Raw genomic sequence first — 12008 nt, forward strand, 5'->3', positions numbered from 1 at the left:
GAGAGGCGATCGCCTCTGCAAGGAAAGTTTTGGTCGCCTATTTTGTTACCGTGAGCAAGCATGGCGTTGTGATCTGACGCACCAACGGGGATGACCTGTGATGGTGTGTTCACCTCAAGCTCCATCATATCTCACCACCTTAACGTACTGGGATGGTGTCTGGGGGTTTGCTAGGCGTGTTCTTAGCGTTCCCTAAAAGGGCGCGTTTCGGCTCAGGGCTTGGGTCTTTCTGTCAGGATCTGTGGGATATCATCTATGGCGATCGCCCCCAATATTTTCCCCGGTAAGGGGAGGGAAACGTTTAAAATAAACTCCTTGAAACTAATGTAATGCCCCAAAAAGTCAATGCGGATTTCCCTGAATTGGTTAAAAGAATTTGTTGAGATCACCCTATCGCCAGAAGAATTAGCCAAAACCCTAACCATTGCTGGGTTTGAAGTAGAAGAAATCGAAGATCGCCGCCGCCTGGCCAATGGTGTCGTTGTTGGTAAAGTTGTAAGCCGCGAACCCCATCCCGACGCCGACAAACTGAGCGTCTGTCAAGTCGATATTGGTGCAGACGAACTTTCAACCATTGTCTGTGGGGCGAAAAATGTCCGGGCCGATATCTTTGTCCCCGTCGCTACCCTAGGCACCTACTTACCCACCATTGACCTCAAACTAAAACCCACCAAACTCCGGGGTGTAAAATCCTCCGGGATGATTTGCTCCCTCTCCGAATTGGGCTTAGAAAAAGACTCCGAAGGCATTCACATTTTTGAACAACCAGACCTAAAGCCGGGGATGGACGTGCGCCCCCTCCTCGGCTTAGATGATGTGGTATTGGATTTAACCGCCACCGCTAACCGAGCCGATGCCCTCAGTATGGTTGGCGTCGCGCGGGAAGTGGCAGCTCTCACTGGCGTAGATGTCAAACTCCCAGAAATTCCGGCCATGGATACCGCCCCGGAAACGTTGACCATCACCGTGGCCGATCCTGTCGCCTGTCCCGCCTATCTCGGTACGGTGATCGAAGGTGTGACGACAGCGCCTTCTCCTGATTGGTTAAAATTCCGGCTCCAAGCGGCTGGCACCCGCCCGATTAATAATGTTGTTGATATCACCAACTATGTGCTCCTCGAATGGGGACAGCCCCTCCATGCCTTTGACCGGGAGCGTCTTGCCCAGGTGGCAGGATCTGAAACCGTTGCCCTTGGGGTGCGGTTTGCCAAAGCCGGGGAAATGTTAACGACCCTCGATGGTCAAGAGCGCAAGCTAGCTGAGAAAAATTTGGTAATTACCGCCAATGATGTCCCTGTTGCTTTGGCGGGGGTAATGGGTGGTGAAAGTACGGAAGTTCACAATGGCACCCAGAATATTGTTTTAGAAGCAGCCCTATTTGAACCCGTCACCATCCGACGGTCTTCCCGTGCCGTTGGTTTGTGGAGTGAATCTTCGACTCGCTATGAACGGGGTGTCAACCAAGTGGAATTAGACCGGGCGGCCCAACGGGCGATCGCCCTCCTCCAAGAACTCACCGGGGGAACTGTGGTTCAGCGTGGTCTCACGGATACCCGACCCGATCCCAATGCCCGACCTAAAATTCCTCTGCGTTTACAACGGCTCCACGAAGTCCTCGGCCATGTCCATAAGGACGGCAAAATTTTTGACGTGCCCCTCGCCGATGTGGAACGCATTTTGGCGGATCTCGGCTGTACCCTCGAATCCACAGGAGAAGGGGTCTGGGAAGTGGCTGTGCCCCCCTACCGTTATCGCGATTTAGAACGCGAAATTGACCTTATCGAAGAAGTGGCCCGTCTCTATGGCTATGACAATTTCTGCGATACTTTACCGAGTCAATCCGCCGCTGGTTTTTTGTCTCCAGCCGAAAAAGTAAATCGTCAATTGCGGGGCAGCTTCCGGGCGATTGGCCTGACCGAAGTGGTGCATTACTCCTTGGTTAAGCCAGAACTTGCTGACATCAAACTCAGTAACCCCCTGTTTGTGGAATATTCTGCCTTACGAAAGGAGTTGCTCACAGGGTTAATTGATGCCTTTGCCTACAACCAATCCCAAGGCAATGGTGCCCTCAATGCCTTTGAACTGGGTCGCGTTTTTTGGCTAGACGACAACGAAAACTATGCCGAAGCTGATTATCTGGCTGGAATTTTAGGGGGCAATCTCAATCCCGATGGCAGTTGGGCTGTTGGTGGCAAAGGTCAACCAATGTCTTGGTATGAAGCGAAGGGATTCCTTGATGCCGCCTTCCGGCAACTGGGCTTGGAGGTGAGCTATCGGGCAGATACCAGCAACGAAAAATTGCATCCCGGTCGGACAGCGTCTCTCTGGCTTCAGGGTCGTCAACTGGGGATTTTTGGACAACTCCACCCCCAACTACGTCAGGAAAAAGATTTGATCGATGCGGTGTATGTTTTTGAGCTGAAACTTGATCTGCTGCAAACGGTGTTGAGTCGTCCATCCCAACAGGTACCCATTTTTAAGGCCTTTTCTACTTACCCCGCAGTCACCCGCGATTTGGCGTTCTTTGCCCCCCTCGAAACGTCTGTAGCCGACCTGGAGCAGGCCATGCAGAAAACAGCAAAAAAACTGTTGGCTGGGGTGGAGTTATTTGATGAATATCGCGGTGAGCACGCCCCTGAAGGCCAGCGCAGTTTGGCTTTTAGTTTGCAGTATCGAGCTGCGGATAAAACCCTAACGGACGAGGAGATTGATCCAGTCCACCAAAAGGTGCGGGATGCGCTGGTTAAACAGTTTGCCGTGACCCTCAGAAGCTAACCCTCTTTGCCTCGCGGCATCTCCCCTCAGGGGAGAATTCCGTTAGCGGCGAGCAACACCATCTTGGCGGGCGGCTTGACCGACGGCGGCGGCGACGGCGGCAGCGACCCGTTGGTCGAAAACCGAGGGAATAATATGCTCTCGATCCAACTGGGCCGGGCTAACCAAGGAGGCGATCGCCTGGGCCGCTTGGAGACACATATTGGTGGTAATGCTGGAGGCGCGACAATCGAGGGCACCCCGGAATACCCCAGGAAACGCGAGGACATTATTGATTTGGTTCGGGTAATCGCTGCGCCCGGTAGCCACCACCGCCACTTTATCCATGATCAGTTCCGGCTGAATTTCGGGGATCGGGTTGGCCATTGCAAAGACGATCGGGTCTTTCGCCATGGATGTCACCATTGCGGGGGTCACCACACCGGGCGCACTTACCCCAAGGAAAATATCTGCATCCTGCATCGCCTCGGCGAGGGTACCAGAGGCGGCCACGGCAAAGGCTCGCTTTTCGGGGGTGAGATTATCCCGCTGGCTGGAAATAATGCCCTTAGAGTCACACATCCAAATATCCGTTGCCCCTGCTTGCCGGAGTAATTTGGCGATCGCCACCCCCGCAGCCCCTGCCCCATTGATCACGATTTTGACGCTTTGTAGGTCTTTTTTGACTAATTTCAGGGCATTAAATAGGGCGGCAAGGGAAACAATCGCTGTGCCGTGCTGATCGTCGTGGAAGATGGGAATATCGGTTTCTGCCTTCAGCCGTTGTTCAATCTCAAAACAGCGGGGCGCCGCAATATCTTCTAAATTCACACCGCCAAACACCGGGGCGAGATATTTCACGGTACGGACAATTTCTTCGACATCCTGGGTGGCCAGGCAAATGGGAAATGCATTCACCCCAGCAAACTCCTTAAAGAGCATCGCTTTCCCTTCCATCACAGGCATTGCGGCTTCCGGCCCCAAATTGCCTAACCCCAAAACAGCGCTACCATCGGTGACGATCGCCACCATATTGCTTTTCACGGTCAAATCATAGACCTGTTCCGGTTTCTCGGCGATCGCCTGACAAACGCGACCCACCCCCGGCGTATAGGCCATCGCTAAATCGGACTGCACCGTTAGGGGAATGCGACTTTCGACGGTAATTTTCCCCCCCTGGTGAATCGCAAAAGTCCGGTCTAAAACCTTAAGGATTTCAATCTCTGGCACCGCTTTGACAGCATCGACAATGTCCCCAGCGTGTTTTTCGCTGGATGCATCTACGGTGATATTGCGAATTAAAAACTTCAGATCCCGTTCTACCAACTCAATATTGCCGAGGCTGCCTCCCACGTTGGCGATCGCCTGGGTCACATTGGCCAAAGTGCCCGCCCGGTTGGGAATGCGTAGCTGGATCGTGACACTGTAGCTAGGATTTGGGGTGAGGGCAACCATAGAATTTGCGTTAAATTTTGCTTATTGAAAAAACGAAAAGAGGAAAAATTCCCATCTCATTTAACCCTACTTTTCCCTTTTCCTAAAGTATTGCGGCTTACGAAATGGCTTGGGACGAGCTCAGGAAAAGACACTTTATCTTGCCCGGAGCTGACCTGGATCAAATCGCGAATCATTCCCCTTAGGGATGCCACTCCGTAAATTCTTGGCAAAATGGAAGGGAATGTCACCTAATTGTTGAAAACATCATGGTTGCCCTCACTTCAGATCAGTACCTCAGTCCCGAAGAATATTTAGAGTTAGAGAAACATAGCGACATTAAGCATGAATATATGCATGGAGAAGCTTATGCTATGGCTGGGGCAACCCGCGCCCACAATACCGTGAGCTTAAACTTGGCGATCGCCTGCCGTAACCATTTAGGCGATTCCCCTTGCCGTACCTATATGGCTGATGTGAAAGTGCGTTTATCAGCAGGAAAAAAGTTTTTCTATCCAGATCTGGTTGTCAGTTGTGATGATGACGATGATTTGAGTTTGTCCTATGTGACCCAACCTAAAGTCATTGTTGAAGTATTGTCAGAATCGACAGAAGGTTTTGACCGGGGAGATAAGTTTAAGTTTTACCGCACCATTCCCAGCTTGCAGGAATACATTTTAGTCAGCACCACCCAATATTCCGTGGACTGTTTTCGGCGCAGCGAAGGGAAGCTCTGGATTCTCGAAAGTTACCAGAGCCAAGACGCAGTTCTCAAGGTGCAATCGTTAGAGTTAGATATTTCCTTGGCTGATATCTATGCCACTGTGACCTTTCCTGAAACAGATCCTAATTTAGATGCAGATTTCAGCGAATAAATCAGTAAATAGAGGCCTTATCCTCACCCCAGGTTTTTAAACCAGACACCATTGATACCAATCCCTGATAAAAGCGGCCCCATAGTGGTCAGGACAAATCAATCACTGATATCGTTGTGTCTGTATGTTGTGAGGAGCAAAACCCATGATGATCATGCCAGAGGAAGGACATCCCCTGAGTCGTATGTTGGCGAGCTATCCGCCCCAAGCCCTACGGTGTGATTTACCCGCAGGTTCATTATTTGGGACTGACGGGATTCGGGGTAAAGCAGGTGATCTACTCACGGCTCCCTTTGCGCTCCAAGTTGGCTACTGGGCTGGACAAGTGCTCCAGGAAACAGCGGCACGACGCGCCCCCGTGATCATTGGGCAAGATTCTCGCAACTCCAGTGATATGTTAGCGATGGCGATCGCCGCTGGTTTGACCGCCTCTGGATTAGAAGTGTGGCATGTGGGCCTTTGTCCAACGCCCTGTGTTTCCTATCTGGCCCGCACCACGGACGCCATCGGCGGCATCATGATTTCCGCCAGCCACAACCCCCCCGAAGATAATGGCATTAAGTTTTTTAGTGACGCTGGGACGAAACTCCTCAAGGATCTCAGTGCCAAGATTGAAGCGGGTCTGCGCGGCGATCGCCTAGAAAATATTCTGTCGCAAACCAATAACTGTGGTTCCTACCAACACCAAAAGGAACTGACCCAGCAATACCGGAATGCAGTTTTTGCGACACTTCCCCAAGGTTTATCCCTCGACGGCCTCAAAATTGTGCTCGATTTGGCCTGGGGCGCTTCTGTGCATTTGGCTCCCGAACTTTTCCAAGCCCTCGGTGCAGAAGTGATTGCCCTGCACCACCAACCAGACGGCAACAAAATTAACGTCAACTGCGGCTCTACCCACATCGACCAACTCCAAGGGGCGGTGCAGTTCCACAACGCGGATCTCGGCTTTGCCTTTGATGGGGACGCCGACCGGGTGATTGCTGTGGATAACACAGGCCGGATCGTTGATGGGGATTACATCCTCTACCTTTGGGGGAAACAACTCCAGGCAGCGGGCCAACTGCCGAACAATTTAATTGTCGGTACCGTAATGGCAAATCTGGGCTTTGAGCGGGCCTGGGAAAAACTGGGAGGACAACTTCATCGGACTGCCGTTGGCGATCAGTATGTCCAAGCGGCCATGTGGCAGACGGGGGCGATGCTCGGTGGCGAACAATCGGGTCATATTCTTTGCCATCACCACAGCGTTTCTGGGGACGGGATCCAAACGGCATTGCATTTAGCAGCCCTCGTCCGGGAGGCAGGGGTTCCCCTCAATGAGTTAATTGATCAAAGTTTCCAAACCTATCCCCAGTTCCTGAAAAATGTGCGGGTCGAAGATCGCGATCGCCGTTTAAATTGGCAGAACTGCGACGTGCTTCAAACAGAAATTGCTAAAGCCGAAGCAGCCATGGGTGATAAAGGACGGGTGCTGGTGCGAGCTTCGGGGACGGAACCTGTCATTCGGGTGATGGTCGAGGCCGAGGAACAATACCTCGCGGAATATTGGACGCAACACTTGGTCAATGTGGTGCAAAGCCATTTGGGCTAGGCTTGGGTCATTTTGCTGCCCGCCTTGAGGGTTTGGGCCTGGACTAAGAGGGATTCAGCGAAGGAAATTGCTTCCTCGGCGGCATGACCCCCCGTCAACTGGGCTAATTCATCGCGGCGTTTCTGATGGTGCTGTAGGGATTCTACGGCGACAAGGGTGCGATCGCCTTTTTGATTTTTTGCCTGGGATTGCACCTGTTTTGTAACGCGAAAATGTCCATCAGCCATGGCGGCAATGAGGGGTTGGTGGGTGACGCAAAGCACCTGATGATACTGGCTGAGGTGGTGGAGCTTGGTGGCGATCGCCTGGGCGACTTTCCCAGAAACCCCGGCGTCAATTTCATCAAACACCAAAGTTTTCGGCGTCGTCTGCTGCTGGGTGAAACAGGCTTTGAGGGCGAGGAGAAAGCGACTCATTTCCCCACCAGAAGCAATCTCAGCGAGGGGTTGAGCCACCTCTCCAGGGTTCGGGCTGAAATAAAACGTCACCTGATCGGCTCCGGCGGCGGTAGGCGAGATGGGACTAAGGCGACATTCAAAACTCACCTTTGCCATCGCCAAGGGTTTCAGTTCTTTAATCAGTTGCTTTTCTAATTTTTGGGCTGCTTTTTGGCGTAATTGGCTTAATTTTTGGCAATGGACTTCTAAGTCTTGATATTTAATTCCACAGTCTTGCTCTAGGGCTTCAAGGGACTGATCCGCAGCGGTGAGGACATCTAGCTCCCCCTGAAGTTTGTCCCGGTAGGCGATCGCCTCGCTGAGGGTCGGGCCATACTTACGGCAAATTTGCTTTAGCACCCGCATTCGGGCCTCAATGTCAGCCAATTGTTCTGGGTCAGCTTCAAGATTGTTGTTGTAGGTGCTGATTTGGTGGCCTGCTTCTACTACCTCTGTAAGGGCATTGCGCACCATGTCGAGAATGCCATTTAACTGGGTATCATAGTCCACCATTTCTTTGAGCAGGTTCTCAGCCTCCCCCAAAAGATCCGCCACCGCCGGGGTTTCGGGATCGTCATTTTGGTACAAAATTTGGTGTGCCTGGTAACTGAGCTGTTGCAATTCCACCACATGGGAAAGGCGATCGCCTTCCTGTTGTAAGGTTTCTAGCTCTTCAGAATCCTCTAAATGGGCATCACGAAGCTCTTGGAGTTGATATTGCAGTAAATCTAGCCGTTGGAGCCGTTCTTGCTCCGAAGTGCGCCGACTTTCGAGTAATTGCTTTGCTTTGAGATAAGTTTGATAGGCTAAATTTACAAGTTGCCGTTGCTGTTGTACCTGGGAGCCACCGTAGCTATCGAGGAGAATTCGTTGCCGTTCAGGAATCAGGAGTTCAACTGTTTGACCCTGGGCGGTAATTTCTAGCAGTTGCGCCCGGAGTTCCGCCATCAAACCCTGATTGAGAATAATCCCGTTAACGCGACTGCGCGATCGCAAACCAGTGCGGGTCAGACTCAACTCCCGACTACAAATCACCGTTTCATCTTCTAGCAGATCAATGTCTTGGCTCTGTAACCATTGTTTGATGCTGGGGGTGAGGCTAAAGGTTGCTTCAATAAACGCCCGTTCCCCCGTGGCATCTCCTTGATCATTTTTCGCCCGAATTAACCGCGCCGTTGCTTTTCCGCCAAGGGCAAGATCGAGGGCATCCAGAATAATTGACTTTCCGGCCCCCGTTTCCCCGGTCAAAACCATCAACCCAGCCTGTAAATCGAGTTCTAGATGATCGATCAACGCAAAATTTTCAATGCGGAGGCAACACAGCATAAATGGTTGGGGAAAAGAAAAGTCGTTCGCTGTCTATTATGCCGGAGTTTTGGGGCGGCAGTGGTAGATTCTGGCCCTGGCAATTTTCACTAAAATGGCAGTAGCGCTCCACAGTTTTTATGCATCTTGACCAACTCAATCAACAATACGGCCTGCCTGAACTTTCCTTTGGCGATCGCCAACCGGGTTTTCCGGTGATCAAAATCAAGAATCGGTTTGCCACGGCAGAAATCTCTCTCTATGGCGGACAGGTGCTCTCTTTCCAACCAAGCAACGCCCAGGCCGATCTTTTATTTTTGAGCGATCGCAGTCACTACCAACCAGGAAAAGCGATCCGGGGTGGGATTCCCATCTGTTGGCCCTGGTTTGGGGCAGACCCGGACGGATTAGGGCGAGCAAACCATGGTTTTGCCCGCGATCGCCTCTGGACTGTCCGGCATACCGAAACCCTCGCCAATGGCGCAACCCGCGTTATTTTAAGCTTGCAAGATGACGAAGAGACCCGCAAAATTTGGGATTATGCTTTTGAACTGGCGATCGCCGTCACCGTAAGCGAAAGCTTAGATCTCGAACTCACGAGTCATAACCGCGATCAAAGGCCGATGACCATTACCCAAGCTCTCCACACCTACTTCACCATCGGCGACATTCAGCGGGTGAAAGTGCTGGGTCTTGCGGGCCTTGATTACATCGATAAGGTAGACAGCACACAGCAAAAATCACAAATTGGCGAAGTCACGATCCAGGGGGAACTAGACCGCATTTATCAACATACTCCTGCTCACCTCACCATTGAGGATTCTAGCCTGGGGCGACAGATCGAAATCCACAGTCACCACAGCCAAACCACCATTGTCTGGAACCCTGGGGCCACCAAAACTGCGACGATGAGCGATCTTCCCGATGCTGCTTATCAAAAATTTCTCTGCGTCGAAACGGCCAATGCTGCCGCCGAGACTATCACCCTCGCTCCCGGCGAACGCTATACCCTCGGTGTTACTTACCGATTGTTGTGAGTTATGGATTATGGAAAATTTGGGCTAGTCGGCTTCAACCTGCACCAAAACTACGGTGACGTTATCGGAACCACCGTTATCTTTAGCCGTTTCAATTAAAGCCGCCGCTGCCTGGTCGAGGTCATCATTAGCGCTCAGAATAAATTGGATTTCTGAGTCATCTACCTCTTCCGTTAGACCATCGCTGCATAACAACAGGCGATCGCCACTGTGAATCTCTAGGGTAGCCAGGTCAATCAAGCTTAAATCTTTACGACCCAGACATTGGGAAAGGACATGACGCCAGGGATGCACCTTCGCCTGTTCTGCCGTAATATCTCCCGACTGCACTGCCTGGGAGACCCAGGTATGATCGCCGGTTACTTGAATGAGGGTATCTCCCCGGAAACTATAGAGGCGAGAATCTCCCACGTGGGCGCGCCAAACATGATCGCCCCGAAATAACACCATCACCGCTGTCGTACCCATGTCTTGACGGGCTGGGTTGTCGAGTTGATCCGCGAGGATTGCCTCATTGGCTTTGATAAGAGCCGTTTCTAAAAGATCTTCTGAGCTTTCTGGGCTTTCCCAATTAGCCTCTAAATATTGCTGGATGGTTTCTACGGCAATCCGACTAGCTTCTTCTCCCCCTGCGTGTCCTCCCATGCCATCGGCAACGATGAAAAATCGCCCGTCGGGATCACAATAGTAGGAGTCTTGGTTAGCGGAGCGCACCAACCCGGGATCAGTTTGCCCCGTAAAGCGACATTTCATAAGCATGGTTTCGGGAAAATAGCTGAAAAAGTAGCGTACTAGATTAGAACTTATCTAAATTTAGCTAAAATTTGCGGTCGTAGCGATCTAGTTTTTTAAGGAGACGCCATAATGCCCAACCAGGCACCAAGGCGATCGCCCCCACCACCGCCGTCGGAATGAATGAGCCATTCACAAATAACAGGGTAGCAGACAAAATCAGCGCACAAAAAATCAACGTATAATTTGTCGCCAGTTGCATTCCCCCCAATTTGCGGAGCAGTCGGTCAGACTCCTGGGCCCGCACCCGGATACGAATATCACCCCGGTCTAGCTTGTCGATGGTGTCTTCAATGCGCCGTGGCAAACCAAAGGTGGAAGTGCTCAGTTGTGCCGCCTGGCGTCCTAACTGGTCAATAATGTTGCTGCCGCTGGGTAAATTTTCACTCATAACCTGGAGGGCGAAGGGTTGAGCCACCGCCATAAAATTGAACTCTGGATCAAGACCTTTGCCGACCCCTTCTAAGGTAGAAAAAGCCCGCATCACAAAGGTAAAGGTTGCTGGAAACCGAAAGGGCTGGTCGTAGGCAATTTCGTAAAGGTCATCACTAATCGCCGTAATCGATTGGGCCTCAAAGGGCTTATCCATAAAATTATCCAACATAAATTGGATCGAACGGCGTACCGGTGCCAAGTCTCCGGTTGCTTCCAAGGCCCCCAGGGTAACGAGGGAGTTCATCACCCGGTCGGCATCCTTTTCTGTAATTCCCAGCATGGTTTCCATAAGGCCAGCTTTGACATTGGCCTTGATTTCTCCCATCATCCCAAAATCATAGAAAATGAGTGCCCCATCGGGACTCACCGCCAGATTACCGGGGTGGGGGTCAGCATGGAAAAAACCATCATTTAGTAATTGTTGTAAATAGGCCCGGGCGCTGAGTTTCGCCAATTGTTTGCGTTCTAGGCCGGCCGCTTCCAGGGCTTCGTAATGGCTAATTTTGATCCCCGGTACATACTCCAAGGTCAACACTCGCGGTGAGGCATAACGCCAGTAGACCTTTGGTACTTTTACCCAGTCAATCCCCCGGAAGTTACGCCGGAAGGTATCGGCACTGCGTCCTTCCTGGAGGTAATCTACTTCCTGCCAGAGGATACGGCAGCATTCAGCGTAGATTCCAAGCCAGTCACGGTTTTTGCCCCAACGGGGATGGTTTTGGAAATACCAGGCAATTTTTTTGAGGATCGCCAGATCAATGGTGAAAAGCTGTTTCAGGCCCGGTCGTTGGACTTTAACCACTACTTCTTCGCCGCTGTGGAGTTGGGCTTTGTGGACTTGGCCGAGACTCGCCGCCGCGAGGGGAACGGGATCGAAGCTGCGAAACAGAATATTAATCGGTTTGCCGAGGTCTGCTTCGATTATTTGCTTCGTTTGTTCGTAGGAAAAGGCTGGGACGCGGTCTTGGAGCTTAGACAATTCCTGGACGTATGCTTCGGGAAATAGGTCGGCGCGGGTTGAAAAGAGTTGACCGACTTTAATAAAAGTAGGCCCCAATTCGAGGAAGCTATCTTTAATCCACTGGGCTTGAATTTTTTGCCGGGCTGAGAGTTTCTCTTCGGTAAAACCACCCGCATAAGTCCATTTCTTGCCGTTGCGGATCAGTTTAAAGATTAGGGTGAGCACAAATACCCAAATGTCGAACCGTCGCCGATTTTTGGAGTAGTTTCCACGGTTCCAGCGATAGGTAGATTTAGCCCGCTCTAGGCGCGGTGTTGGGGTGGCGTTGGGATTAGAGACCCTGGAATTGGCTTGGGAAGACAGAGCAGACACAAAGAATTTGCCTAT

8 protein-coding genes are annotated in these 12008 nt (G+C 51.5%); 4 read left to right on the plus strand and 4 right to left on the minus strand.

All coding sequences use genetic code 11. The features are described 5' to 3' along the window. Positions 1-345 precede the first annotated feature (345 nt). Complete coding sequence (pheT, locus tag AACQ84_RS02265; protein WP_012306079.1) at positions 346-2775, plus strand: phenylalanine--tRNA ligase subunit beta; 2430 nt, start codon at positions 346-348, stop codon at positions 2773-2775. Positions 2776-2817: 42 nt separating this feature from the next. Here pheT and AACQ84_RS02270 read toward each other — a convergent pair whose 3' ends face one another. Next, positions 2818-4209 (minus strand): NAD-dependent malic enzyme, encoded by a 1392-nt coding sequence (locus tag AACQ84_RS02270; protein WP_012306080.1) that lies wholly within the window; start codon positions 4207-4209, stop codon positions 2818-2820. A 248-nt stretch (positions 4210-4457) separates the two neighbouring features. Between AACQ84_RS02270 and AACQ84_RS02275 the strand changes: the two genes are divergently transcribed. Then, positions 4458-5063, plus strand: coding sequence for a Uma2 family endonuclease (locus AACQ84_RS02275; protein ID WP_012306081.1), 606 nt, complete (start codon positions 4458-4460; stop codon positions 5061-5063). A gap of 184 nt (positions 5064-5247) precedes the next feature. Next, complete coding sequence (glmM, locus tag AACQ84_RS02280) at positions 5248-6654, plus strand: phosphoglucosamine mutase (RefSeq protein ID WP_234991431.1); 1407 nt, start codon at positions 5248-5250, stop codon at positions 6652-6654. Here glmM and recN read toward each other — a convergent pair. After that, entirely contained in the window at positions 6651-8417 is a 1767-nt protein-coding gene (gene recN, locus AACQ84_RS02285) for a DNA repair protein RecN (RefSeq protein WP_012306083.1), read from the minus strand. The two genes, glmM and recN, sit on opposite strands and share 4 nt — an antisense overlap. 119 nt (positions 8418-8536) lie before the next feature. Between recN and AACQ84_RS02290 the strand changes: the two genes are divergently transcribed. Continuing rightward, a complete protein-coding gene (locus AACQ84_RS02290; protein WP_012306084.1) occupies positions 8537-9433 on the plus strand; it encodes a D-hexose-6-phosphate mutarotase in 897 nt (298 codons plus the stop codon). A 24-nt stretch (positions 9434-9457) separates the two neighbouring features. On the opposite strand, the gene AACQ84_RS02295 is transcribed toward AACQ84_RS02290, so the two are convergent. Beyond that, complete coding sequence (locus tag AACQ84_RS02295) at positions 9458-10186, minus strand: Stp1/IreP family PP2C-type Ser/Thr phosphatase (RefSeq protein WP_041443333.1); 729 nt, start codon at positions 10184-10186, stop codon at positions 9458-9460. A gap of 64 nt (positions 10187-10250) precedes the next feature. Beyond that, on the minus strand, positions 10251-11993 hold the full coding sequence (locus AACQ84_RS02300) for an ABC1 kinase family protein (RefSeq protein WP_012306086.1): 1743 nt from the start codon (positions 11991-11993) through the stop codon (positions 10251-10253). Between the last annotated feature and the right edge of the window lie 15 nt (positions 11994-12008).

It is taken from the genome of Picosynechococcus sp. PCC 7002 (assembly GCF_963860125.1).
Taxonomy (GTDB): Bacteria; Cyanobacteriota; Cyanobacteriia; order Cyanobacteriales; family MRBY01; genus MRBY01.

Bases quoted from the DNA above. Each gene is read 5' to 3' on its own strand.
- pheT (WP_012306079.1), top strand. From the start codon at position 346: ATGCGGATTTCCCTGAATTGGTTAAAAGAATTTGTTGAGATCACCCTA.
- AACQ84_RS02270 (WP_012306080.1), bottom strand. From the start codon at position 4,209: ATGGTTGCCCTCACCCCAAATCCTAGCTACAGTGTCACGATCCAGCTA.
- AACQ84_RS02275 (WP_012306081.1), top strand. From the start codon at position 4,458: ATGGTTGCCCTCACTTCAGATCAGTACCTCAGTCCCGAAGAATATTTA.
- glmM (WP_234991431.1), top strand. From the start codon at position 5,248: ATGTTGGCGAGCTATCCGCCCCAAGCCCTACGGTGTGATTTACCCGCA.
- recN (WP_012306083.1), bottom strand. From the start codon at position 8,417: ATGCTGTGTTGCCTCCGCATTGAAAATTTTGCGTTGATCGATCATCTA.
- AACQ84_RS02290 (WP_012306084.1), top strand. From the start codon at position 8,537: ATGCATCTTGACCAACTCAATCAACAATACGGCCTGCCTGAACTTTCC.
- AACQ84_RS02295 (WP_041443333.1), bottom strand. From the start codon at position 10,186: ATGAAATGTCGCTTTACGGGGCAAACTGATCCCGGGTTGGTGCGCTCC.